The organism is Filomicrobium sp. (genome assembly GCF_025698805.1).
GTDB classification, from domain to species: domain Bacteria; phylum Pseudomonadota; class Alphaproteobacteria; order Rhizobiales; family Hyphomicrobiaceae; genus Filomicrobium; species Filomicrobium insigne.
On sequence record NZ_JAILWT010000001.1, the window covers coordinates 23,578 to 48,774 of the forward strand.

The window sequence follows — 25,197 nt, forward strand, 5'->3', positions numbered from 1 at the left end:
GGTGCCTTATCAGACGAACAGGCTCAACGCAGCATCGGCTTCAGCTACCGGGCCGCCTCTAGCATACTTGTCCTGGTTAAGCGACTGCTTGGTTCTGGTCCACCGCCTTATAGTGATCAATGAACGACAAGCGGAAACCCAGCCGAGTTCTCAAGCGTTCTTCGAAGCCCCCGGCCCGCCGCGGACGAACACGCTGCGACGTCTCACTACCTCAAGTTTTTCAAACGTGGTTTAAGACACGCGGATGGACGCCCCGGCCCCATCAGCTCGCTCTACTCAAAAAGGCGCGCGCCCGTACTTCGACGCTCCTGATTGCCCCAACCGGCGCAGGCAAAACCCTGGCGGGCTTTCTGCCCAGCCTCGTCGAACTTTCCCAGCGGACACCGGAAGACGTGAAGGGTTCAGGGTTGCATACCCTTTACATCTCACCGCTCAAAGCGCTCGCCGTCGATATCGCGCGAAATCTCGGGACTCCCATTGCGGAAATGGGGCTCGACATTGTTGCTGAAACCCGCACAGGAGATACCCCAGCCAGCCGCCGCGCACGGCAGCGCAGCCGACCACCCAGCATTCTTTTGACGACACCTGAGCAAGTGGCTCTTTTGCTCGCGCACCCGGATGCTGGCTTTCTCTTTGCAGATCTGAAAACCGTCATACTGGATGAGTTGCACGCACTCTGCGGTTCCAAACGCGGGGATTTGCTCAGCCTTGATCTCGCGCGCCTGCGTTCGCTCGCTCCGGATCTTGTTGCCCTGGGGCTCTCAGCGACGGTAGCCAGGCCCAGTGAACTTAGAGCTTATCTAACGGGCCAGCATAAACCCGACGCGCGTCTAGAGCTTGCAGATCTCGTCGTCGCGGCAGGAGGCGCTGAACCGCAGATTGAAATTCTGGAACTCGAAACCCCGGTCCCCTGGTCGGGCCACACCACGCGCTATGCAATGACGGCTGTCTACGACGCGATTGCACAGCACCGGCTGACACTCGTGTTCGTCAACACGCGCATGCAGGCCGAACTCGTTTTCCAGGAACTCTGGCGGATCAACGAAGGCAACCTGCGCATCGCGCTCCACCATGGTTCGCTGGACGTCGGGCAACGGCGCAAGGTGGAAGCTGCGATGGCGGCAGGACGTCTCGATGCGGTTGTCGCGACCTCCACGCTCGATCTCGGCATCGACTGGGGCGATATTGATCTCGTTATCAACGTCGGCGCCCCCAAAGGAGCAAGTCGGCTAGCGCAGCGGATCGGACGCGCGAACCACCGGCTCGATGAACCTTCGCATGCGCTTCTGGTTCCCTCGAACCGGTTCGAGGTTCTCGAATGCCGCGCCGCGCTCGACGCCGCCCTGGCGGGGGAGCAGGATGTGGTTCTAGCGCGAACGGGAGGGCTGGATGTTCTGGCGCAGCACGTTCTGGGGATGGCCTGCCAGGCGCCCTTTGCCCCCGATGACCTCTATCGCGAAGTGCGGTCGGCATCTCCTTACAGCGGGCTCAAACGGGAGACCTTCGATCGCGTCCTCAGCTTCGTCTCAATGGGTGGCTACGCTCTGGCAGCCTACGAGCGTTTTGCAAAGTTGCGCCCAACGGGGGACGGCCGCTGGCGCATCGCCAACGGCCGCGTTGCGCAGGCCTACCGCCTCAACGTCGGCACCATCGTTGAAAGCCCACTGATAACAGTTCGCCTCGTTGGGCGCGGACGTACGCCCCGGGCTGGCAAAACCGGTCGGCCCGGCGGAGAGCGCGCCCTCATGGGCGGGCGCGTCCTCGGCGAGGTGGATGAAGACTTCATCGACCAGTTGAGCCCTGGCCAAACCTTCGTGTTCGCTGGCGAGATCGTGCGCTTTGAGGGACTGCGCGACACGGAAGCCTTCGTATCACGCGCCACCGCAACAGATGCCATGATACCCAGCTACCCTGGCGGTAAATTTCCACTTTCGACACACCTTGCGAAGCGCGTGCGTGCGATGCTCCATGACAGACGCGCGTGGGCTGACTTACCGCTTCCTGTAGCAGAATGGCTGGGCCTCCAGGATCTTCACTCCTTGATCCCCAGCCCCGATGAAGTGCTGGTCGAGACCTTTCCGCGCGGAAGCCGCCATTATCTCGTTGCCTACCCCTTCGAGGGACGACTGGCCCATCAGACGCTCGGCATGTTGCTCACACGGCGGCTCGAGCGTGCCGGTGCGCGTCCCCTTGGCTTTGTGGCGAACGACTACGGGTTAGCCGTATGGGGACTTGGCGAGCTTTCCCAAATGATTGAGGCCGGCAAGCTCAGCCTGGACCAGCTGTTTGAGCAAGACATGCTCGGAGATGATCTGGAGGCGTGGCTCGCAGAATCCAGTCTCATGAAGCGCACCTTCCGCATGTGCGCCGTGATTGCCGGACTTATCGAACGACACCATCCTGGACACAAAAAATCAGGACGACAAGTTACGATGTCGACCGATCTGATTTATGATGTTTTGCGCAAGTTCGAGCCTGGCCATGTTCTACTGGAAGCGGCATGGGCCGATGCCGCCTCAGGGCTTCTCGACATTGCGCGTCTCGGGGCTTTCCTGCAACGGGTACGCGGGCATATCGTCCATCGCTCGCTGGGGGGCGTGTCGCCGCTGTCCGTACCAATTCTTTTGGAAATCGGCCGGGAGCCTGCCGGACAAGCTGGACGGGAGGATATACTGCGCGATGCTGCGGAAGCCTTGATCCGCGAGGCGAAAGAAGGACCGGCCCGCGACTAGCCCGACCTCGCGATCCTCAATATCGCTTGAATTCAGGCGGCATTGCTTGGCAGCCTAACAGTATCGCGCGGACGAACTTAGTTTTGGAGGGGGAGCATGCCTGGGGTGGCGGCACGGAATGCAAGCGCGGATGCGTTCGGGAGGCAACCGATCGTGATCGGCAGTGAGACCTTGATCGCAGACCTTTCCGGGGCACTCTACTGGCCTGCTCGCCAAATACTTATTGTCGCCGACCTTCATTTTGAGAAAGGGTCGTCCTACGCCCGGCATGGCCAATTTCTGCCGCCCTACGACACTCGCGACACCCTTCAACGTCTAGCAGCTCTCCTTAAGCGCTACAACGACGCGCGCACGCTCATCGCCCTCGGCGATAGCTTACATGACCGTTCGGCACATCAACGTTTGGCCCCTGACGATCTCGCAATGCTGCGCGAATTGCAGGCCGTGTGCGACTGGATATGGGTGTGTGGAAACCACGACCCGGTCGTCGATATCAGCCTGGGCGGGCGGGTCACCGATGTTGTGGAGATCGGCGGACTGGTGCTCCGTCACGAACCCTCCCCAGCGCGTGATTTTTACGAAATCGCCGGGCATCTGCATCCTGCCGCGAGAATTGTACAGCATGGATGCTCGATCCGCCGCCCCTGCTTTGTCGGCGACCGATCGCGGCTTGTCCTTCCAGCTTTCGGCGCGTATACGGGTGGTCTCAACGTCCTCGATCCGGCGTTTCTACCGCTGTGGACCGAAGAGGCAGGCTTTAGCGTTTGGATGCTGGGTCAGGATGGGGTTTATCCCGTTCCGGTGGCCATGCTTCGCGAAGATTGATCGCGGTGCACCCGCCGATTGCCCCCTAGTGTGCACCTCCACGCCTCCGGAAGAATGCGGAAGCCGCTAAGCCGGCCGTCACCGCGAGGAAAACCGCAAACAAGCCGTATAGAAAAGGACGGTCAAAGGCGAACGAGTGCAGGAACGCTTCCATGCCCTCACGTTGCAGCGTTACATGCGCCTCGTAATCGGCCAGAAGGCTCCCATCGCGGAACAGATAAACCTTCGTGGTCAACGGTCCGACCGGCACGTTTGCCGGAAGATCGATACTCGTCCGGAAGAGCGCTTTTCCGATAAAGGCCACGCCATAGGGCTTCTTGATAAACAGGCCGTCGTCTTTCTTCAGGCGAATGACCGCATCCCGGAATTGCTCAAGCTCTTTCTCCTTGAGCTGCGATTTTGTGGTCGGATCCGGCATCATCGGCACGTGCGTGAAGCCGATCTGCTGGGTTCGCAAAACCCGCTCATCGGCGATCTCTTCGATCGGCCGTGTCGACGCAATTGCGTAGTAGCTCGGCACTCTCTCAAACTTCACCGACTCAGTGTTGATCCAGATACCGGCGACGTTGGATTTGCGACGTGCAACGAGTGGAACCTGGGTGCCTTCGACCACCACGACCACATCGTAGATGCCTGCCTCGGCCGTCTCTTGATGCGAGTCGTCAACTGCGCCGAACACCACGATTTCCGTGCCGGAGAAGTTCGAGGTAATCGATACCGACCGAGTCGAGACGTCAGCCTCAACCGTTTCACGCCCCACCGAAGTTCCACGACGGGCTGGCGCAGTTGCCAGCGGTGGCGTCGTCGTGATGGTACCGGGCTCGGATTTGGCTTTAGGTTGCGTTTCGGGTGCAGGCTGCGGTTTGGCAGGTGCCTTCGCCGCACTCTCACTTGGAGATTTAGGTTGGGGAGCTTTTTCGCTCTTGGGCCAGCTGAACGCAATGGCGAGAACGATCAAAACCGCGGCGACGGCCAGCGCGATATTACGTACTGTAAAAATGCGGCCGACCTCGCTTGCACGGACTTCCGTCCACCAAACGCGTACGCTCTCGTTCAGCTCCCTCAACCCCATCAGTGACTCCCTCCCGTGATGCCGCTAATGGAAAATAATTCGGTCGGCATCACGACAAGATCCCAGCCCATGCGCAGACAGACAAGTATGACAAGTCCCGCGAGCAGAAAGCGGAGCTGCTCGCCTTTGAGCTTCTCACCAGCCACTGCGCCAAACTGAGCTCCTATCACGCCTCCAACCATCAAAATTAAGGCAAGGACGATATCTACGTTATAGTTCTGCGTCGTTTGAAGAACGGTTGTGGCCGCTGTAACGAATAAAATTTGAAACAACGAAGTGCCAATGACAAGCCCGGTGCGCATACGCAGCAGGTAGATCATCGCGGGCACCATGATAAACCCGCCACCGACGCCCATAATAGCACCCAGCAGCCCCACGAAGGCGCCGATCATTACGGGCGGTATGGCGCTGATGTAAAGCCGCGAGCGATGAAAGCGCATCTTCAGCGGCAGCCCGTGAATCCAGTTGTGGTGGCTTCGCCTAATGGCCGTTGTGGCCTGGTTCGCACTAAATGAGCGACGGACAGCATTCAGGCTCTCGATCATCATCAAGGTGCCAATACTTCCGAGGAAGAACACGTAAGCCAGCGAAATGAACAGGTCGAACTGGCCAATCTGGCGTAGCAGCTTCACGACCTGCACACCGATGACTGCACCGACGATACCTCCCATAAGGAGGAGGAAGCCCATCTTCACGTCTACGTTATTACGGCGATATTGAGCGATCGCACCGGATACGGATGAGGCGACTGTCTGAGCAGCTCCTGTGCCAACCGCAACGGCTGACGGTATCCCGGAAAATATCAAGAGCGGTGTAATTAGGAACCCGCCGCCAACCCCAAACATCCCCGACAGGAACCCAACTGCGGCCCCCATGGCGAGAAATACGAATACGTTTACCGATAACTCGGCAATAGGCAGATAGAGATCCATTCCCGCCGATCGAGTTCGTTATTTTTGTTGAGCTAATTATGCTGGGCCGTCTGAATAAGACATCGCAACCGCGTTGGCTAGACGCATTCCCCGACTAAACGGTAGGAAGACGTGCGACCAATCGGAACAGGCAAATTTTTTGAGCACATCTTTTCGAATTTCTCGCATTAAAATTGAAGCGATGAGCGCAGCAAAAATCAGCGACGAAAATCGGCTAACCTGAATTTTCCAGGTTAACCCCCGTAGCCTACATCAGCACGTGATTTCCAATCTTCACCGGCCGCACGTGCATCATTGGCGAGACGATCCGTCGGCTTGCGGCGCCACGATTTCACCATCCCTTCAGCCACTTCCAATTGATCTGGCGAAAGTTGTGGGCGGAGTATCTCAAGACGGCGTTTCGCTTCTCCATCACCAGATTTTTCGGCTAGCGAGAAATAAAGATAGGCGAGACGCAAATCCTTTTCCGTCCCTAAGCCATTCTCATGCAAAACAGCGAGATTGTACTGACTATCAGAGAGACCACGTTCGGCCGCTTCAGAAAACCATTTGGCTGCCGTTTTGTAATCCGGCGTTCCTGTGTCCCCTCCGGTGCTCAAAACCGCTAGGTTGTGCATCGCCTTGATGTTGCCGGTCTCGGCGGCGCGCTGATACCAGATTTGGGCACGCGCCAGATCTTTCTTCATGCCGAGGCCGCGCTCATAGAACGTGCCCAAACGATATTGCGCCTGCGCGAAACCTTGCGCAGCGGAGCGCTGATACCAGCGGGCTGCTTCTTCGAAATTCTGATCGGTCCCGTTACCCTCGGCCAAACGAGCTCCGACCTCGAATTCGGCTGACGCATCGCCATTGGCTGCGGCCATCCGGAGAGACATCGGCCCAACGGTTGCCGGAGGCAGGTTCAGAGGCGTGCGCTTGACCATTCCGCCGGATGCATTTGCCGTTTGGGCTTTCGTAATCGGTGCCACGGCGGCGGTGCTCGTTCCCGAACCGGGAAAGAGCGCGGCCGGAACGGCGTGGGCGGCAGCTTCGCCAAGTTTGGTTGAGAGTTGCGCCATGGCTCGCTTTTCATCGAGCTGCGCCATCTGGTCTGGCGTCAAAGCGCGGGCCGAATTCTGGATTTTGATTCCGTGCAGGCTGGACGCGACAGGGCGGGCCGGATCAGCCGCGAGACCATCATATTCAAGCGGTGCCGTTTCGAGTTCGCCCGTTTGACCCGGCACTGAAGCGGGACTTTCCAGTTCATGCTGAGCGCGATCGGTTTCCAAATCGCTCTCGTTCAGAGCTGATGCTTCTGGAGCTGAAAAAAGCGCAGACCCCGTATTCTGCTCAATGCTCACAGCTGGAGCCTTAGGGGCATCGGTTTTCGTCGCGCGCAACATCATCAGCGCACCGGCCGTGGCAAATAGAATGATAACGGCGCCGACCAGAAGCTTGCGCCGCCGACCGAACAACGCTCCGCTAGCGGCAGCCGAGGCGGGCTTCTTGCTGCGCTTTACCGCCTTGGGAGCCGCGAGTTTGGCATTCGCTTCATGCTTATCGCCATCACCGCGCTTGATGCGAGCGTTGGCCGTTTTCTGAATCTTATCGACAATGCCCGCCATCGTCGACTTCGATGCCTGTTCGCTCGCCTGCTGCCGGGCGCGCTTTGCGTCCGCGATTAGTTCCTGACGAATACGATCGACAGGACTCACGTCAGAAGGAGCTGCATCACTGAACCTGGTGTCGTCCGCGTCTTCAAACGTGTGGGGACCCGACTGGGACGGCAGACGTTCCTGGGACGCTGAGGATGCCTGCTGCATTGGCACGTCGGTGAAGGACGAAGCTGCATGCAGCGAGTTGGCCGAATGCGATAGGTCGCTCTCCCGTTCGGGCATAGCGGCGTATGGATCCACCATGCCTGCCGCTTCGCCGTACTGTGCGTCTTCGTCGCCGTCCATAAGCTTATCGGGATAGGCGGGCAGAGGATCTTCGAATTCAGCAATTGTGTTCTGCAATTGAGCGAGCGCATCAACGCGATCAATCACGCCAATCATCGCCTGTTGCAACGTATCGAGAATCGTGACCGCCTCTTCGTCGTGACGGCGGCGCTCTTCGATCAGCAAATCAATAGACTGACGGATTTCCGCAAGCTCTTTGCTGTTGACATGACCGAGCCCCATGTCGGACAGGCGCGCGACAATGTTGTTCGCCGTCGCATCAGCAACGGCCTGGATATCAACGGGCTCGCTCGCTACCGCGCCTTCGTTGTCGAAGCGTTCATTGGCGAGACGATCCAATATGGCTTTGAGATTGCCTTCGATTGTGTCGAGCCGCGAAAGTTGGACGGTCGTGCGGTCCAAGTGATCCGCAACCGTTTCGAATTGTGCACTAGCTGGACGTAGGTGCTCGATATCAGATCGGGTCACTAGGCCTTCGAGGGCTTTGCAGATTCGAATTTCGAGATGCTCGAGCCGGCTGTCGAGATGTTCAACGGTCTTATTCTCATGCTCGTCCGCCAGCGAGCTTTCCAATTTTGCAGCGATGCCTGCAAAGCGTTCTTCCAACCAATCTCGCTTTGCGCGGTTGGTTTCGCTCGTCGTATCGCTTACCGCTGCGGGATGATTGGTTATGGCGTCACCGTGCGTAGCCGGTGCCCCGGCGAGTGCCGCGACTTCGTAGACGCGCGTCAGCGCTTCAGCCGTGGCTAGGTCCCACGGCTCGTCATCCGCCGAAGGTTCGGCAACTTTTGGGGCCACCTGTCGGTTGTCTTGCGCAAGCGGTTCGTCAAAGCCAGCGGTATCGGGCCCTGCGCCCGCAAACCGTTCGCTTAGTGCGCCAATTTCGTCCTGTATCCGGTCGATCGCCGACGAATGATCCCAGGCAGCGGGTGCGTGCGCCGCGCCTTCGGAGCCGCGCTCGTCTTTGTCTGACGGCGGAATTCGGCCTTCTGCGTCGCGCGCCTTGGCGTTCTGCGTTGCGATGAGCTTGAGGACCGCCGTCAGCTCTTCGGTCAAACCTGCTGGGTGCGTAGACGACCGGCCACCCTGCTGGTTCACAGGCGACGGGATTCGCTGTTCGCGGTTCGACATCTCACATCCATTCACTTGGCTAATCAAGAAGCGCTCGCGCGCCCGACTACTGCGGCGAATGGCCGATGGGTGCAGCCATCCTTCGATAATCTGCAAGGGGCGAGCGCGAGCCGGTCCAAAAATCGGCACAAGTTGGGAACCGTTCAGACTAAAATTCTCATCCCCCAGTAAATGTTCGGTTAAATATCGGATTAAACTTGGACATTGCTCTGGCGCACCATAAAATCGCAGCCGTTTCCGTACTCTCCGGGCGGAACGAGCGGGCATCTGCGCGAATTGCCATAAGTACGAACGCAGCCCGTGCTATCGCACCTAAAGGTGGGCATGACGGCCCACACGGCGGACCGGCGAAGGCCGTGCGTGAAAGCTCTTAGCCGCCGTTTTATTGTTGCTCTCACAAAGGAGGTTGGCCGTGCACAGAGCTATTCTTCGGGCAGGGGCCATATCCCTCGTCGCGCTTACCGCACCAGCGGTTTTCGCCCAATCGGATTCCACTCGTTACACTATGGCGCCGACAGACGACGGTTTTGTGCGCCTGGACACGGTTACGGGTGCCATGTCGCTCTGTTCAAAAGGAGATGCAGGCTGGTCCTGCAAGCCCATGGAGAACAGCGGCAAAGACCCGCAAAGCGACATCGATAAATTGAAATCGGAAAACGCTGAGCTTCGCGCAGAATTGCGGCGCCTGGAGGATGAATTCATCGACGGGAAACGCGGGCTCAGCGGCGCACCGAAGCCGGAATTTCAGCTCCCCAGCGAAGAGGAAGTCGATCAGGCCGTCGATTATCTAGAGGGCATGATCAAAAAGTTTCGGGAACGGTTCGAACACTTCGGTGACAAAACCCAACCAGACCATAGGCCCCCCAACTCTACGCCCGACACAACGCCGTCTCCAGATTCCACGCCGGCGCCGACACCTAACTCGCTCCCTGGCGCGAAGCCTGGCGGCACCCCGTTGTAAGAACAGCTTTAGAGCAGTCACGATGCTGGCAACCCAGGACACCGTTCGCCACCCGCTGTCGCAAGCCCACGGCCATATCGTTGTCGAAACGAATGGTGCGGGGTTTCAGGATGTGACCCGGCGCGTCGCGAACTGGCTCACGGAGATCGGGGCTGAGAACGGCTTATTGACGGCCTTCATACGGCACACCTCAGCCTCGTTGACGATCCAGGAAAACGCAGATCCCAACGTGCAAGTGGATCTGCTTCGATCGCTCGATCAACTAGCACCGCAGGGGCCCCACTACGTCCATGATACCGAAGGGCCTGATGACATGCCCGCCCACACCAAATCGATGTTGACGTCGACGTCACTCGGCATTCCCGTGGTGGGCGGCAGCATGGTCCTTGGCACGTGGCAAGGACTTTACGTCATTGAGCATCGATCGCGGCCTCATAGCCGCGAGATTGCTTTACATTATCTCGGAACGTTTTTCTCGGACGCGGGTGTTCAGTGACGCTTGCGTTCTTTCTGCTTCATGATCCGCATCTCGCGATCATAAAGTAGCTCTCCGCCCGGAACACGCAGGTCCAATACAAGCTCCATCACGTGACGAGACGGTGGCGTGGTCGTAAGCGAGACGACGACCATGGCGAGAACGCTAGAGGGCAGTGCGAAGACCGCAGCCAGGGCGCTGGACACAGAAATCAGCCCCGCTTCGCCCGCCAAAATAATCAACACGCCGACGGCGAAACCTGTGACGAGTCCGGCAAAGGCGCCGAACTCATTGATGCGCTTCCACCAGATCGACGCGATCAGAACCGGAAATGCGCTGGCTCCCGTTAGTGCGAGTGCCCACATCAAAAGCTTTAGAGCGTCGCTATTCGCAACAACCGCGACCACCCCGCCAAACGTCATGACCAAAGCCAACATGATGCGGCCCGCCCCAAGCCGAAAGGCATCGCCGGGCGGCTTCCAGCTGAGGCCGCTGACGATATCCTCCGACAGCAAGTTTGCCAGCGTTAGCGCTGTTGCTGTTGCGGCGGCGAATGCCGCAGCTACGATGCCCGCTGCAGCAAGATAGGCGAATACCATGGGCAAGCCGGCGGCCATCGGGAGGGCGAGAAGAATGCTGTCTCGATCGAAGTTGACGCTTGTCATGGCCAGTTGAGTGCCGCGCGTGCTGATTTCGGCAAAGCCTTCCGCACTCAACGTCCGCAACCATTCGGGCGGGCTCGCTAGCGACGCCCCGGTGACATCAAGGAGGTAGTGCCGCATGAATACGGCAATGGTCGCGCACGTCAGCATGATGGCGCCGAAGAAGAATGTCGCCCAGCCGAGAGATTTCCGCGCTTCGTAGACACCCGGCGCTGTTGCCATGCGCGGCAACAGCCACGGCGCCGCCGCGACGCCCGCCATCGTGGTCAGGGTTGCCAGCACGAACGCCAGCGGAGATATGGCTCCGAACGGCTCCGAAAATCGTTTTGCAATCGGCTGCATCGCATCGGGCGGAAGGTTCAGGGTCAAGAACGACTGAGCGACAATTGGCAGCCCCTGGATGGCCTCTACGCGCCCCACCCCTCGGATCACCGGCCCGTGACTCAACTGGGGTAAAGGCAGGTAGCCGAGCAACACGGCGATAATGGCCACAGGTACGAACAGCGCTGCGCCGGCCACAATGGCAGTCGCGACATTGCTCCAGGTGAGCGAACGCATACCTCCCAGCACGAGCCCGATAAAAACGGCGAGTACCATTACAAGCATCGCGAGAGTTTGGCCTCCCCCCGAAAGCCACGCGACGGCCCGCGATCCCATACTCAGTTCGGCAGCAAACATCAGGAGCGTCGGAACGGCCAACAGGGCCGCCGACACAATGCGCAACATGCGGCTGTCGAAGCGTCGACCGAGGTATGTGGGAATCGTGAAGGTACCGAACTTACGGAGAAACGGCGCCAACAGCACGGCGGTAACCACAAATCCCGCGATCGCCCCATTGATTATCCAGAGGCCATCGTACCCGATGATGAAAAGCACACCGGTCAAGCAGGCTATACCCGTTGCCCCGAACGTAGAGATCGCCAGACCAATTCCACAGTACACGGCCGGCACACGGCGTCCTGAAGCGAAATATTCCAAGGGATCGCGCGTAAAGCTGAGCAAACCGATGCCGACAACCATTGTCAGCATACCGAAGAGCAGCGCAGCTCGCGTCAATCCATCGTCGGCGCCAAGCTGCTCGAGCATCAGCAGCATCAGAACCAGAGCGGCAAAAGCGCTCGCGAAGATGGCGAAGTACGTCCCGAGGCGCGGGTTTATGAGGCGTGCGCGCGGTGTGAAGCTCATGGGCAACCCCGTGCGAAACTATAAAGTTGCTGCATCACCGCGCCGACGGCTGAATAAGGCTGCACGTCAGCTGTCCTCATGAGCGCCGTGCCAGTGGTCAATGGCGTCTTGTCGATTAACGAAGCTGGCAACAGTCACCAAAGCAATGACAACGAGCCCATGGGCTGTCAGGAAATATCCCAGTGGGAAACCAAGGAATTTGTTGTGATTGAGCCCCTCGGCGTAAAGTGGAAGCACGATGATCACGAACAGGAACGGAACCAGGCTAGCCAGCATCTGCCATTTGGTATGGCGCCAGTACGGCTTGCGTTCCTTACGTTCCATCATGGCTGTTCACCCCTCTCCCGTCTTTCAGTCATTAACCAGTCTACAGGAAAATCGAGGCAATGGACGCCCGGGGCCCGTCTATCGTGCGGCAGTCCCCACAAGATCGTTGCCTGATTTAACCCGTGCTTGCTTAAATAGCGGCATGTGTCAGATCTAAGACCAGAATGGAAACTTCAGTTTGATCAAAGGCCAAGGCTGGCGGCTAGACCAAATAGCTGACCCGCCGACGATTGGTGTTTGCTCAAAATCGCTGCAGGTAGTATTTGAAATCCGCATGTCAGCCTATAGCTTCATAATCGTTGACGATCATCCGCTGTTTCGGGGTGCGCTGCGCGAGTCGCTGAGCGCAGCCTTTAACTGTACAATCGACGAAGCGGGATCCCTCGACGAACTTAATATGCGCCTGATGCCCAATCGGGCGATCGACCTGATTTTGCTGGACCTTTCCATGCCTGGAGTTCAGGGGTTGTCCGGCCTTTTGTTCCTGAGGGCTCAATTCCCAGAGATACCGGTCGTTGTCTGTTCGGCCAGCGAAGAACCCACGACCATACGGCGCTGTATCGAGTTCGGTGCCTCGGGTTTCATTCCGAAATCACATTCGGCTGAAGCTATTCGCAAGGCCATCGGCCAAGTTTTGGGCGGTGAAATCTACATGCCCTCTGGCACAGATCTTTCCGTCGGGGCGGACGACGATACGTCAGAGCTTTCGGCGCGGCTTTCCACACTAACGCCGCAGCAGGTGCGCGTGTTGATGATGCTTGGGGAGGGACTGCTGAACAAGCAGATCGCTTATAAGCTTTCGGTGTCCGAAGCCACCATCAAGGCACACGTCTCGGCAATCCTGCAGAAACTTGGCGTGGACAGCCGCACTCAAGCAGTGATCGCGATCAACAAGATCGACGACGGTTGGCGCCAGCCGGCGACCCGATAGTTCGCCTTTCGCTCTCGGCTCTCTTACTGCGCCGCTGTTGGCGTCTGCATGAGCAGGCGAGTCATCAGTGCGCGCAGTGCCGCTGCTTTCAACGGCTTGCGCAGAATCGCGTGCCCCGCCTCGCGGACATGGCGTTCGACCTCTGCCGAGTGATCGGCAGTGATTATGACGGCTGGAATATCCACCTTCAGCTTGTCCCGCACGGCCGCGATCGCAGCCAAGCCCGTGCCAAGATCCAGATGGTAGTCGGCAAGGATCACGTCCGGCAAGGCCGGCATGGACGACGCGGCCTGAACAGATGTCGGGATGCTGGTCGCCGTGGTCACCTTGCACCCCCAACCTCCCAGCAGCGCTTCCATTCCTGCGAGGACCGCCGGCTCATTGTCGATGCACAGGACGTAACTTCCTTTAGGCGATCCCAGTTTGCGGGCTGGAACGACAGTCGTTCTCGTCTCTTTCACCGGCACCGCCAGCGGAACGACCACGGAGAACATTGACCCTTTGCCCGCTTCGGAATTCAGCTCCAACGGATGACCGAGCATCAAGCAGATGCGTTCGACGATGGACAGGCCCAACCCGAGACCATGCTCGCGGCTGCCCGCGCCCTCGATGCGCTGGAACTCGTGAAAAATCAGGCGGCGTTTGTCTTCCGGAATGCCCGGACCGGTATCGAGAACCTGCAAACTCACAACTTCACCACGCCGGCGCAGCCCCAAAACGACCTTACCCGTGCGCGTATATTTCACGGCGTTTGAAACGAGATTCTGCAGGACGCGCCGCAGCAGGCGCCGGTCGGAGCGGACCCAAACGTTGGTCGGTAAAACCGTAAACGCCAGCCCTCGCTCGCGCGCGACAGGTTCGAACTCAAGCTTAAGCTGCTCGAAGATATCGGAGAGCGGGAAATCCGTAATGTCGACATCAACGCGACGCGCGTCCATTCGCGAGATCTCGATAAGGGTGGAGAAGATTTCCTCGACAGCATTCAGGGATGCATCAACGTTCCTCACAAGTTTCATTGACTGAGGATCGATAGAGCTTTCGGACAAACTCTGGACATAGAGGCGTGCCGCGTTCAGAGGCTGCATGATGTCGTGGCTTGCTGCCGCCAGGAAGCGCGTCTTGTCGAGATTGGCCTCGTCAGCCTTGGTCTTGGCCACCGCTAGAGCTGCGTTGACGTCCAGAAGCTCGGCTGTCCGTTCGCGCACGCGCCGTTCCAGGGTTTCGTTTGCGCGCGCCAACGCAGAGGCTGCGGCGATCCGATCCGTCACGTCGGAGTATGTCGTCACGATACCGCCCTGCGGCATCGTACTCGTGCGGATCTCGACGATGCGGCGCCCGCCATCAACCTGCTCCTGGAAGGTTTCCCGGGTCACCGCCAGCCGAATGAGACGCTGGCTCACCAGATCCTTGACATTGCCTTGGCCGAAGTCTCCGCGCTCTGCCAGGACTTCCAGAATACGATCGAGGGGGATGCCGACCTGGGCAAGATCCGCGGGGAGATCCAACATCTCGCGGAATTGTCTGTTCCAGCAGATCAGACGCATATCCTTATCGAAGACGCTCAGCCCTTGGCGAACCTGGTCAATCGCGGATTGCAGCAGGTCACGGTTGTAGTGAAGCGCCTCGGAGGCATCATCAAGAAGACGCAACGCGTTCGGCCCAGTCGCATTCGCGCGCGCCAGGAGAAGCGCGAGCACAAGACGGGATGACGCCGCCCCGATGGAACTCGCAAGAAGCCGTTCGGCAAAACGCATAATCTGAATATCAGCCTTGGCCGACGGGATTAGCATCACGCCGTTTGCGGATGCATAGTCGCTAAACGAACGTACGGTACGTTCCTCTCCCAGATAGCGGGCGACCGTGGACTGGAGATCATCGATCGTTATGGGGGAGCGCCACATACGCAGCGACGGTGAAGAATGCAGCGTCGAACGAAATTGCTCGTCGCTTAGGAATTGCTGGGCCTGGATACGTTCGATCGGTGTGGGCGCGCGCACCAACGATACCATAACGTAAGCGATGATATTCGCGCCGATGCTCCACAAAACGCCGTGTGTGAGCGGTTCGAACTCCAGAAAAAACAGTGCCTGCGGACGCAGGAACGTAAACCCGAACGGGCCATTCTCAACGATGCCGTGCGAGATCAGTCCAGCCTTCGCGACCCAAGGCAATAATAAGGTATAGCCCCAGACGAGAAAGCCGATAGAGATGCCGGCGAGAGCACCGCTACTGGTCCCTTTGCCCCAGAAAAGACCTCCGAAGAAAGCGGGCGCAAGCTGGGCAATGGCGGCAAATGACACCAGACCGATGGCGGCCAGCCCCTGAGATTCTCCGAGGGCGCTAAAGACGAGGTAGGCGAGAAAAAGGACGCCAACGATCGCGACGCGGCGTATCGTCAGCAACAGCCGCGCCATGTCTCCATGCGCAACGATATCCGCAACGTGATACCTCACAAGCAGCGGGATGATGACGCCGTTCGACAACATGATCGCGAGCGCAATAGATTCGACGATGACCATCGCAGTTGCCGCCGATAGCCCGCCGATAAAAGCTACCAGCGACATCCATTCCGCGCCGGCGCTCACTGGCAGCGTCAGCACATAAAAGTCAGGGTCGTTGCCCTGGGATCCGACAAACAACAATCCGGCCGCTGCCAGTGGCACTACGAAAATATTGATGAGCACAAGATAGAGCGGGAACATCCAAGCCGCGCGGCGCAATTCGGACTCGGAGTTGTTCTCGACGATCGCGACATGGAATTGGCGCGGCAGGAGCACGATACATACCGCGCTTAGCAAACCGACCGTCAACCACGTGCCGCCATGAAATGACTGCCCGAAGATCTTTGCTATTTCTTCATGCGCGGCAGCCTGAGCTAGCAGAGCTTGAGGTCCACCGGCCATCGCAAACGTGACAAAGAGACCGACCGCCAAGAACGCCGCCAGTTTCACGAGGGATTCGGTCGCAATCGCGAGGATCAAACCTTGCTGGTGTTCCGTCGCATCACCATGGCGGGTCCCGAACAAAATGGCGAATGCGGACAGCGCCACCGTGATCAGGAACGCCGTGTCGTTGAAGATTGACCGCGGCAGATCAACCGGCAGCAGCGCGTGGTTGCCGATCAGCGTTTCCATCGTTACGGCGATCGCTTTAAGTTGTAGCGCGATGTAGGGGAGTGAACCGACCACGGCAACGACCGTGACAAGCGCGGCGACGGTCTGGCTCTTGCCGTATCGCGCGGCAATGAAGTCGGCGACCGACGTGATGTTCTGACCTTTAGCGACCCGGACGATGCGCATAAGCACAGGCAGGCCGAGGGTGAACATCAGGATGGGACCGAGATACACCGGTATGAAATCGTAGCCGGTCCGCGCCGACAGGCCAACGCTGCCGAAGTACGTCCACGACGTGCAGTAGACAGCGATCGAAAGCGAATAAATAAGTGGTCGCCCGCCGCTGCCGGGCGGAGAACGCAGCAGGACGCGATCACCGATCCAGGCGATCACGAACAAGCCGCCGACGTAAGCCAGCGCAATAATGATGAGCATCGTGGCATCAAGCATCGACGGTCGAACACTCCGAAACGAAGAATACGCCGCTGGCGAAGTGGGCATCGAGTACCGGAGCGCCCTTGCAACATGCCAATTTCGCGAGACGGAAACCTACTTTGGCCAGCCTTGAGCGGATTTGTCCATAAGCTCCGACAGGCATGGTGTCGGTCTTGAATATGGCGCACAGGAACTAAAGTACCGGCAGCGCTATTCTATGTCCGGCAAAGACCGCCGTAAAATGGGGAAAGCCCTCTAAGTGGCGCTTGTCTGGCACATCGCACCGTTGCTGGCACGTATGGCCTACCGTATAGATTAAATTCGGTTGTTCAGAGCGCTGACCACTCAAGATTTCCGCATTCTGAATGGCCCTCAGCGATGCGGCGAAGAGGACTTTGAAAAATGGGAATTATCCAAGAATTTCGCGAATTCGCCATTAAGGGCAACATGATCGACATGGCCGTCGGCATAATAATCGGTGGCGCGTTCGGCACGATCGTAACGTCTCTGGTTAACGATATCATTATGCCCCCGATCGGGCTCCTGCTCGGCGGTGTTGATTTTTCCGATATCAAGATTCCGCTTAAAGCCGCTGAAGCTGGAAGCGAACCGGTATCCATGAACATTGGGCTGTTCATCAACAATATGATCAGTTTTCTGATCGTGGCCTTCGCGGTGTTCATGCTTGTCAAAGCCGTCAATGAGCTGCGCAAGCGTTTCGAGAAGCAGGAGGAAGCCGCCCCGGCAGCTCCGACGGCAACGGAAGCACTGCTGACCGAAATTCGCGACGAACTGCGTAAGAAGAGCGCGTAAAGACTATGAGCAGCTGCCACCGCCGAGCACGCAGAATTCCGCGCAATGGCGGTGGCAGAGTTTGACCGCTCCGCTGTCAAACATGCCGCCATCTGCCTTTCCGGCGTCGGCAAGAGTCGTTCCCATTTCAAACGCCGTATCATACGGCAGCAGCGTACAGGGCAACACAACGGGTGCGACGGCGCCATTGCGCTTCACCACCATCCGCGAAGACGCGCACATCATTTCGTCCGGTGACTTGCCGAGAATGGACCAGCAACGGGTAGTGATTTCCGGGACTGTGTCGCTTCCCGCCATCTCGGGAAACAACATCAACTGGCCCGCGTCATCGGCATCGATCGACCAGCCACGCTCCTTGAACAATTGCGCGTAACCCTGACGTGCCATGTCTGCGGTTTCGTGCCAACACGTTCGCCCGGCAATCGCCGTGCGGAAGCCGGACGCGCAGAGCCAGTCCAGGCCGAGAATGGCTGGCTGCCATGTGTTCAATCCGCGCTCTTCCTCGTGGCGAGCCTGCGTGTGGTGATCGAGACTGACGCGCAAACACAGCTTGCTGCCGAAACGCCGATGGAGTTCCATCAGCCCTTCCTTGATGCGAGGGCGTTGCATCGGTGTCATTGCATTGGTCAGAACCAGGACGTCGAAGCCCATCGCGAGAGCTTCGCCCAGCATCGCCAGGATTTCCGGATTCATAAACGGCTCACCGCCCGTGAAGCCGATTTCACGTGTTCCGAGTTGCTTTGCCTCGTTCAAGAAGCGCGAGACTTCTGCCGCCGTCAGATAGACCAGTGCATCGTTGGTCGGGCTCGATTCAATATAACAGTTGCGGCACGTGATGTTGCAGAGCGTGCCCGTATTGAACCAAAGCGTTTCAAGCTGCCTGAGTGCGACACGCGCGCGGGGTTCGCCGGTCGCGGTCACATCGGGATCGGTAAACTTGGCCAGTGGCTCTGTCGCCGATGGCGTAGCAAATGTCGTCGACAAAATTCGGCGTCCTCGTCGTCATCCGGGCGCGTTTCCACGGTGATCTCAGGGGCTCATCTGTGGGGTACGCAGTTGGAGACAACCTATCACGCCGTTCTGCCGGAACCTAAGTCACAAAAGCATCAGGGCGAAGTGAACTGCACCCGGCTGACTTGCAACGGCCTCTTTTCCAGTTCGGGCCGGCGTGCTAGATCAACGCTCTTGGCGATGCGGGCGTAGTTCAGTGGTAGAACGACAGCTTCCCAAGCTGTATGTCGGGAGTTCGATTCTCCTCGCCCGCTCCATACTTTAGTGCTCTGCGAGCATTTTTCAGCCGGTCGAAAATCAGACATAGCGCGAACGAACGGACAACGACACCAGGACGGTCCCGGAACGCTTTCTGGCTTCGTTATGCGTGTCTGCGAAGAGCCGCTGACGCGGATCGGAATCCGCATCACCGTGGTGACCAGCTCATCGAGGTCTGGCGCAGCTCAAGTCATTGGCGGAGTTAGTCTCCGTCAGGCTGCGCTGCGTGTTTTCGCCAAGAACCCTTCAGCGTTTTTGCGAAGTTCGTCTGCCTTGGCCCCAAGTTCGAGAACAGCATTCAGCATCTGGCTCGCTGCCATTTCCGCCGATGCCGCAGATTGGCTAAGCCCCACGGTGTTCGCAGCGACATCCGTCGTACCTTGAGCGGCTTCCTGAACGTTGCGGGCGATTTCCATCGTCGCTGCGTTCTGCTCATCGGTGGTGGACGAGATAATGGTTGCGACCTCGTCCATCGACTTGATGATGTCTCCGATCGATGCGATCGAGGTTACGGCGTCGGCCGTAGAACTCTGGATGTCCGCAATCTGCGCGCTGATCTCGCTGGTCGCTTTTGCAGTCTGGTTCGCGAGCGACTTCACCTCTTGCGCGACAACCGCGAAGCCTTTGCCAGCCTCACCGGCACGCGCGGCTTCGATGGTGGCGTTCAGCGCCAGCAGGTTTGTCTGACGTGCAATGTTGCTGATAATCTCGATGATATCACCAACCTTCTGCGACGCATGCGTAAGTTGACGCACCTTGTCCGAAGTCTGATCGGCGGTTTTGACTGCCTTGCGGCTGATCTCCGTTGAGCTTGCCACCTGCCGTCCGATCTCCTTGACCGAAGCGCTTAGTTCATCGGCCGCCATGGCAACTGTCCGGACATTGGCCGAGGCCTGCTCGGCTGCGGCGGCAACGGTGGCGGTCTGGCTGCTCGAGGTATCCGCCGCGGACGCTACCGTTTCAGCGGCGGTCCGAAGTTCGTCAGCGGTCCGGGCAACGGATTTTGCCGTTTCGACAACGGTGGAGGCGAGACTTTGGGTGTCTCGGCGGCCTGCCTCAAGATACATAGCGATCGAGAGTTCAAGGTCCAGCATTACCACCTTGAAGATCGCGGCTTCAAGCGGAGCTCTGCGTTCGGCTGGCTTGGACGCGCCGCGATAGCTGACTACCGTGGATCCCTGCGGCGTCATCCGACTCGAGAGCTCGCCCAAAAGATTAGAAATCAGAACGCTATAGCCGCCGATATGCCATTTGGGATCGAGGCCGATTTTGTGGTGGGTTTGCCCGATGCGATCCGTCGATGCCACATAGGCGTCATCGAAGCGTCCATCGAGTAGAACAGACCAATGCCGGATCTGACCCGCTTTGGCCCGTGCCGAGACATCCGAGGTCTTGAAAAATGCTGCCGTCTCAGGAAACCTACTGAGATGGGCGTAGAACGCGTCAAGAGCCCCGGGCAGCGCCCCCATAATCAACTCCTTATTCTCTCGAAGGAGCGTGGCGGTCGCGTCGTCGATCTGATTAAACGCCAAGCGCGACTTGATTGAGATGCTGCCGGTCATTGGATAGCTCGCCTGCGAATATATTTGTCCACAGGCTCTGTGGTTATCTGATTCGCGTAGAATGGCGTGCTCAATCATGCGGCAATCGGCAACGATTCTTTTAGCAGAATCAATCTCTCAGGTCGGGCTGCACTGCCATTTAGCGACTGCACGATATTTCAGATTGCCCGTCTGGGGCGTTGCCTGAAGGCCGTCATTACCGACTTCCCAATGGCCTGCGGATGGTTCGTGTTAACGTCAGAGAAGTGTCATTGAAGGGATGCGACGAGGTCCTACGGTTGAGCTTTGCGTGGCGAAACGCCGCAATTCTTGCTCCGCATCCCACATATTGTCGCGCAAAAAACCTTTCATCGTTCGAGGACACTCCCGGCTTAATTCTTGACAGAAAAAATCATCATTGTAGATGTGAGGACCGGCTACGGGGGCTATACTTATACGGATGTCAATCGTGGCCACTTGAGAGCGCGCGGTGTCGCTCATGTTCGTGGCCTGCGTTCGTGACCACGTTCCCGCAGCGTGCCGTGGCCCTTCGCAACGAGACTTTGCCAACTCACGCAGCAGACTGGCGCGACACGCGCCCCCCCGCGGATTCTTTCCGCCAACTCTGACCGCAAAGCAAAAGGCGGACGATGATACAGATGAGATTGAGCCGTTCTTCGATGTTTGCCGCGCGCACGTGGCCGCTTTTCGCGGCTATCTGCATTGTTGCGGCAGGCCTCGCTCCCTCGGCTTTAAGCCAAGAAGCTCCGGCTAGCACGTCTCAGACGCCCGCCAATCCCCCTGCTGTGGACTCTGCGCCAACACCACCAGTCGAGCCAAATCAGCCTGCTCCCTTAGCCGTTGAGCCGCAATCTCCGGCTGCTCCAACAATTGACAACACGCCGCCGGCGACGGCTCAGCCATCCATGTCCCCGGCTCAAGGCCTAGCCCAGCAGACCTCACCGGCACTTTCGCCCTCTGCGACGGACAGCACTATTACGGCGCCAGCCTCAGAGTCCCCGGGCGCACCTGCGAATGACGATGTTCCTCCGGCGGGGAACCAATCTGCCGGTGCAGATCAAGCTCCAATCGACGTGCCGACTGCGGTGGGTCAAAATCCAGCAACCGCTGCCGCAGCCCCGGCGAGTGAGGACGACAGGCAGGATCTTCCGCACGATCTGTCGCCGCTGAATATGTTTCTCAACGCCGACATCATCGTCAAAGGCGTGATGATCTTGCTTGCCATTGCATCCGTGCTCTCCTGGACAATCTGGTTTGCCAAACTGGCGCACCTCGGCTTCGCCTCCGGTCGCCTTCGGCGTGAAATGTCCCGCCTGCAGCGAGACGCCAGCCTCGCGGCTGCAGCCGATCGACGGCAGACGTCCTCTGATCCGCTCTCTTTAATGGTCACGGCGGCGCGCGATGAAGTTATCCGTTCTGACAATGGCCTCTTGCCAGCTGACGGCATCAAGGAGCGCGTCACATCACACCTTGCGCGTATCGAGGCAACCGCTGGTCGCGCGATGTCATCCGGCACCGGCCTTCTCGCTACGATTGGTGCGACGGCTCCGTTTGTCGGCCTTTTCGGCACGGTATGGGGCATTATGAACAGCTTCATCGGCATCTCGAAAGCCCAGACCACAAACCTTGCTGTCGTTGCGCCGGGTATCGCGGAGGCGCTGCTCGCCACCGGCATCGGTCTGGTGGCCGCTATTCCAGCCGTCATTTTCTACAATCAACTTGCGCGTTCGATATCGGGCTACAAAGCGAAACTCGCAGATGGTGCTGCGATGGTGGAGCGGCTCGTATCGCGCGATCTCGATCGCCAAGCCGCGAGAACACCTTATCTGAAAGCGGGAGAGTAGGTCATGGCCGGCCGAATTCGTGACGACGACGATCTTTCGGACAACCATGAGATCAACATCACGCCGTTCATCGACGTCATGTTGGTTCTTCTCATCATCTTCATGGTTGCCGCCCCTCTGTCGACGGTCGATGTTCCCGTTGAATTGCCCGTCGCCGTCGCGAAGCCGCAGCCTCGCCCTTCCAAACCCGTCTTTCTGACTCTGCAGTCCGACACGACGCTTTCGATCGGCGAAAAGACGATTTCGCGCGACGCACTTGTGTCGGCCCTGGATGACGTCACGGAGTCGAAGAGAGACACGCGGCTTTACGTACGGGCGGATAAGGATGTGCCCTACGGTGAGCTGATGAAGCTCATGAACGCGCTGCGCATCGGGGGGTACTTGAAGGTTGGGCTCGTGGGTTTGGAGTCTGCGGATACCAACGCTCTTCCGGCATCAGCTTCTCCCGCCGCGGGGCCTTAGCCGTATGTCATACACTTTCGAGTCGCGCCTTACGCGCACCAGCAGATGGGCTGTCGCTATATTCTTCGGGGTTGTGCTGCACGCGAGCGCCGCCAGTCTCGTCCTGATGCAGCCTGAGCCCCACGAAGAAGAGACCGCCGATTCCGGGCCTCTCTTGTTCGACCTTGCTCCGCTTGCTGTTGCTCCTCCCAAGGACACAAAAGCTCCCATCATCGGCCCTCGTTCTGACGCGACTCCGGAGATGATGGAGACGCAGGAAAAAGCCAAACCGACTGCTGCAGAAGAAACGCCGAAAGTCGAAAAAACTGAGCATGAACCGGAAGACCCCGACCTGAAGTTGCCGGAAAACAAACCCGAAGAAAAGGTCGAGGAAAAAGAGGAAAAGGAAGAGCCGGAGAAAGAAGTCGAGGAAGCGGAACAGGAACCCACTCCGGCAGCTAAGGCTGCGCCGGAGATGGCTCCTCCGCCAATCAAGGCTCCGCGCGCTGAGAAGGCCGCTGCCCCCACGCCCGGGCTCTCCGAAGCCGATAAAAAGACGATTGCGACTTGGCAGAAGAAAGTCGCTCACCACCTCCATCGTCATAAACGCTATCCCTCTGCTGCGAGACGGAAACGCATTGAGGGCAAGGTCATCGTGAGCTTCAGCATTGACCGCGAAGGCCGCGTCGTAGCGCACGCCGTAGTCAACGGCTCGGGCGCAAAGATTCTCGATGATGCTGCCCTCGATATTCTTGAGCGCGCGTCACCACTTCCGACGCCGCCGTCTCAGCTCGTTGGGAACGCGTTCGAATTCACCCTGCCGATCCATTATCAGGTCAAGTAACAAGGGGCGGGTTGCTGTTGGCCACAACGTTTCTCGCGTGATGCTGCGTCTTTTCCCAGTGGTGCGGGGCCGATACCAGTTCCCATAGTGCTCGATATGCGGCCCAGGAAATCAGCAGCCAATAGATCGGCACTGCTAAGACCGATATGGCAAGTTCCGGGCGGCCACGGCGTGCGACAGCGATCGCGCCCAGCGCGATCGCCGAGACATATCCGGCGAACAGGTTGAACAATCCAGCCCAATAGAGAACGTGCCACTCGTCCGAAGGAACAAGCAGATCGGAACGGCCAGAGAGCAGGCTGGCCCCTAGGACGACATAGAACCAGGGATGAACCAAGCACGAGAGGATCATTCCTCCCATGAGCACCTGCAGGCCTGCGAAACGCTTCAACCCCAGATCTCGCAGAAGGCGGGTAGGTTCACGCATGTGCACGATGTAAGTTTGCATCCAGCCCTTCAGCCAGCGCGTACGCTGGCCCAGCCAAATCCGAAAGGTTTCGGGCGCCTCCTCCCATGTCGTGGACGCCAAACCTGCGACGCGCGCACCTTGTCGCGCGAGGCGAATACCAAGGTCTGCATCTTCGGTGACATTGAAGGGATCCCAGCCGCCAGAGGTTTCCAGAATACGGCGCGGGAAATGGTTGGATGTTCCGCCGAGCGGGACTGGTAGATCGAGCCGCGCCAACGTCGGCACGATAGCGTCGAACAAAGCGGTATATTCGATCGTGAACTGTCGCGTGAAAAACGTCTCTTCCGGATTGTACGTATTGAGGCAAGCCTGAACGCAGCCGAGTTCGGGGCCGGCGGAACGAAATGCTTTGAGCGCCCGGCGCAGTTGGTCAGGTTCGGGCATATCCTCTGCATCGTAGACCACGACGTAATCGCCGCGGGCACTGGCCAGCGCGTAGTTCAGGGCGCGGGGTTTCGTGCGAGGCTGGCCTTCCGGAACTTCGACAATGCGCATGTGCGTTGGTAGTACTTGCGCCTCAAGCGCCATTCGCGTCGTGCGGTCTTCGCGTTCGACTATAAGCGAGATTTCCAGGCAATCGGTCGGATAGTCGAGCGCCGACAGGGCCTCAATCAAGGCCGGGACAACTTCCGCTTCTTTGTAGAGGGGCACCAGGATGGCATAACGCGGAAACACCTCGTCGAGCCCGGATTTTTCGTTAGGGGATTCAGGTGCAGGCGCGCGTACGCTGAGCAGGGTCGCGATCGCCAGAATACGGATGGCTACGATACAAAAGAAAGACAGCGCCATTGTCGCGAAGACAACGGTGTGCGTTACCGACGGCATCACGGCCGCGCCGATGACCAATGCTACCGTCAGCACGACAAGCGTGGCGGCTTGCCATCCCACAACACTGTAGGCAGATGACAGCTCAGGTCTTGTTCGCCGCAGATGATTGACGGCATGGTCTAGCCGTTGAAGCTCTGGTTCAGCATCAGGCCGACCTGTGTCGGTTCCACCAGGGCATTGCGACACGTCTTGGCGTATCGCCTCTGCAGAATGCTCGCGCTGCCAATCCATCGCTCATGTCATCCGTGACCAGCAAGGCCGGTCAACATTCGACGAAGCTTAAGCTACGCGAGCCCGTCGCAAGGCACCTTCGACAAAGCGACGATTATCGTAAATCAAATACGCCGTCTGAAATACAGTATACGTCTCGTCTCCAGGGGATTAACGCATATTGCGCCAACGGTGT

General features: G+C 58.5%; 18 protein-coding genes and 1 tRNA gene. 10 read left to right on the forward strand and 9 right to left on the reverse strand.

Annotation, left to right across the window (positions count from 1 at the left end; genetic code table 11):
* Nucleotides 1-119 precede the first annotated feature (119 nt).
* Entirely contained in the window at nucleotides 120-2,732 is a 2,613-nt protein-coding gene (locus K5845_RS00135) for a ligase-associated DNA damage response DEXH box helicase (RefSeq protein WP_287957930.1), read from the forward strand.
* 96 nt (nucleotides 2,733-2,828) lie between these two features.
* Nucleotides 2,829-3,557, forward strand: a complete 729-nt coding sequence (gene pdeM / locus K5845_RS00140; RefSeq protein ID WP_287957932.1) for a ligase-associated DNA damage response endonuclease PdeM — start codon at nucleotides 2,829-2,831, stop codon at nucleotides 3,555-3,557.
* A 25-nt stretch (nucleotides 3,558-3,582) separates the two neighbouring features.
* On the opposite strand, the gene K5845_RS00145 is transcribed toward pdeM, so the two are convergent.
* From K5845_RS00145 to K5845_RS00155, 3 genes are all read right to left on the reverse strand, one after another.
* Nucleotides 3,583-4,629, reverse strand: coding sequence for a TIGR02186 family protein (locus K5845_RS00145; RefSeq protein ID WP_082101074.1), 1,047 nt, complete (start codon nucleotides 4,627-4,629; stop codon nucleotides 3,583-3,585).
* A complete protein-coding gene (locus K5845_RS00150) occupies nucleotides 4,629-5,561 on the reverse strand; it encodes a sulfite exporter TauE/SafE family protein (protein ID WP_046477939.1) in 933 nt (310 codons plus the stop codon). The genes K5845_RS00145 and K5845_RS00150 overlap by 1 nt, the downstream gene beginning before the upstream one ends.
* Before the next feature lie 233 nt (nucleotides 5,562-5,794).
* Nucleotides 5,795-8,632: an SEL1-like repeat protein gene (locus K5845_RS00155; protein ID WP_170832392.1), complete on the reverse strand. Its 2,838-nt coding sequence runs from the start codon at nucleotides 8,630-8,632 to the stop codon at nucleotides 5,795-5,797.
* Between the two features lie 412 nt (nucleotides 8,633-9,044).
* On the opposite strand from K5845_RS00155, the gene K5845_RS00160 reads away from it, so the two are divergent.
* Together K5845_RS00160 and K5845_RS00165 are read left to right on the forward strand one after the other, a co-directional pair.
* Nucleotides 9,045-9,593: a hypothetical protein gene (locus K5845_RS00160; RefSeq protein WP_287957934.1), complete on the forward strand. Its 549-nt coding sequence runs from the start codon at nucleotides 9,045-9,047 to the stop codon at nucleotides 9,591-9,593.
* 22 nt (nucleotides 9,594-9,615) lie between these two features.
* Complete coding sequence (locus K5845_RS00165; RefSeq protein ID WP_287957936.1) at nucleotides 9,616-10,089, forward strand: secondary thiamine-phosphate synthase enzyme YjbQ; 474 nt, start codon at nucleotides 9,616-9,618, stop codon at nucleotides 10,087-10,089.
* Here the strand turns inward: K5845_RS00165 and K5845_RS00170 are convergent.
* Together K5845_RS00170 and K5845_RS00175 are read right to left on the reverse strand one after the other, a co-directional pair.
* Nucleotides 10,083-11,915, reverse strand: a complete 1,833-nt coding sequence (locus tag K5845_RS00170; protein ID WP_090226303.1) for a solute symporter family protein — start codon at nucleotides 11,913-11,915, stop codon at nucleotides 10,083-10,085. The genes K5845_RS00165 and K5845_RS00170 overlap by 7 nt on opposite strands.
* Nucleotides 11,916-11,981: 66 nt before the next feature.
* Nucleotides 11,982-12,242 (reverse strand): DUF4212 domain-containing protein, encoded by a 261-nt coding sequence (locus K5845_RS00175; RefSeq protein WP_046477934.1) that lies wholly within the window; start codon nucleotides 12,240-12,242, stop codon nucleotides 11,982-11,984.
* Between the two features lie 274 nt (nucleotides 12,243-12,516).
* Between K5845_RS00175 and K5845_RS00180 the strand changes: the two genes are divergently transcribed.
* Nucleotides 12,517-13,173 carry a response regulator gene (locus tag K5845_RS00180; protein ID WP_046480147.1) on the forward strand — a complete coding sequence of 219 codons (657 nt, stop codon included), beginning with the start codon at nucleotides 12,517-12,519 and terminating at the stop codon, nucleotides 13,171-13,173.
* 23 nt (nucleotides 13,174-13,196) lie between these two features.
* On the opposite strand, the gene K5845_RS00185 is transcribed toward K5845_RS00180, so the two are convergent.
* Entirely contained in the window at nucleotides 13,197-16,736 is a 3,540-nt protein-coding gene (locus tag K5845_RS00185) for a hybrid sensor histidine kinase/response regulator (protein ID WP_287957939.1), read from the reverse strand.
* A 387-nt stretch (nucleotides 16,737-17,123) separates the two neighbouring features.
* On the opposite strand from K5845_RS00185, the gene mscL reads away from it, so the two are divergent.
* On the forward strand, nucleotides 17,124-17,534 hold the full coding sequence (mscL, locus tag K5845_RS00190) for a large-conductance mechanosensitive channel protein MscL (RefSeq protein WP_287957940.1): 411 nt from the start codon (nucleotides 17,124-17,126) through the stop codon (nucleotides 17,532-17,534).
* A 3-nt stretch (nucleotides 17,535-17,537) separates the two neighbouring features.
* Here mscL and K5845_RS00195 read toward each other — a convergent pair whose 3' ends face one another.
* A complete protein-coding gene (locus K5845_RS00195) occupies nucleotides 17,538-18,518 on the reverse strand; it encodes a radical SAM protein (protein ID WP_287957942.1) in 981 nt (326 codons plus the stop codon).
* A gap of 209 nt (nucleotides 18,519-18,727) precedes the next feature.
* Here K5845_RS00195 and K5845_RS00200 point away from each other — a divergent pair.
* Nucleotides 18,728-18,802: transfer RNA gene (locus tag K5845_RS00200), tRNA-Gly, on the forward strand.
* A gap of 213 nt (nucleotides 18,803-19,015) precedes the next feature.
* Here K5845_RS00200 and K5845_RS00205 read toward each other — a convergent pair.
* Nucleotides 19,016-20,365, reverse strand: a complete 1,350-nt coding sequence (locus tag K5845_RS00205; RefSeq protein WP_287957943.1) for a globin-coupled sensor protein — start codon at nucleotides 20,363-20,365, stop codon at nucleotides 19,016-19,018.
* A 638-nt stretch (nucleotides 20,366-21,003) separates the two neighbouring features.
* Here K5845_RS00205 and exbB point away from each other — a divergent pair.
* From exbB to K5845_RS00220, 3 genes are read left to right on the forward strand one after another with little or no spacing between them, the layout of a single operon-like run.
* Nucleotides 21,004-22,209: a tonB-system energizer ExbB gene (exbB, locus tag K5845_RS00210; protein WP_287957944.1), complete on the forward strand. Its 1,206-nt coding sequence runs from the start codon at nucleotides 21,004-21,006 to the stop codon at nucleotides 22,207-22,209.
* 3 nt (nucleotides 22,210-22,212) lie between these two features.
* On the forward strand, nucleotides 22,213-22,671 hold the full coding sequence (gene exbD, locus K5845_RS00215) for a TonB system transport protein ExbD (RefSeq protein WP_090226316.1): 459 nt from the start codon (nucleotides 22,213-22,215) through the stop codon (nucleotides 22,669-22,671).
* A gap of 4 nt (nucleotides 22,672-22,675) precedes the next feature.
* Nucleotides 22,676-23,494 carry an energy transducer TonB gene (locus tag K5845_RS00220; RefSeq protein WP_287957946.1) on the forward strand — a complete coding sequence of 273 codons (819 nt, stop codon included), beginning with the start codon at nucleotides 22,676-22,678 and terminating at the stop codon, nucleotides 23,492-23,494.
* Here the strand turns inward: K5845_RS00220 and K5845_RS00225 are convergent.
* Nucleotides 23,487-25,022 (reverse strand): glycosyltransferase, encoded by a 1,536-nt coding sequence (locus K5845_RS00225; RefSeq protein ID WP_287957947.1) that lies wholly within the window; start codon nucleotides 25,020-25,022, stop codon nucleotides 23,487-23,489. The two genes, K5845_RS00220 and K5845_RS00225, sit on opposite strands and share 8 nt — an antisense overlap.
* Between the last annotated feature and the right edge of the window lie 175 nt (nucleotides 25,023-25,197).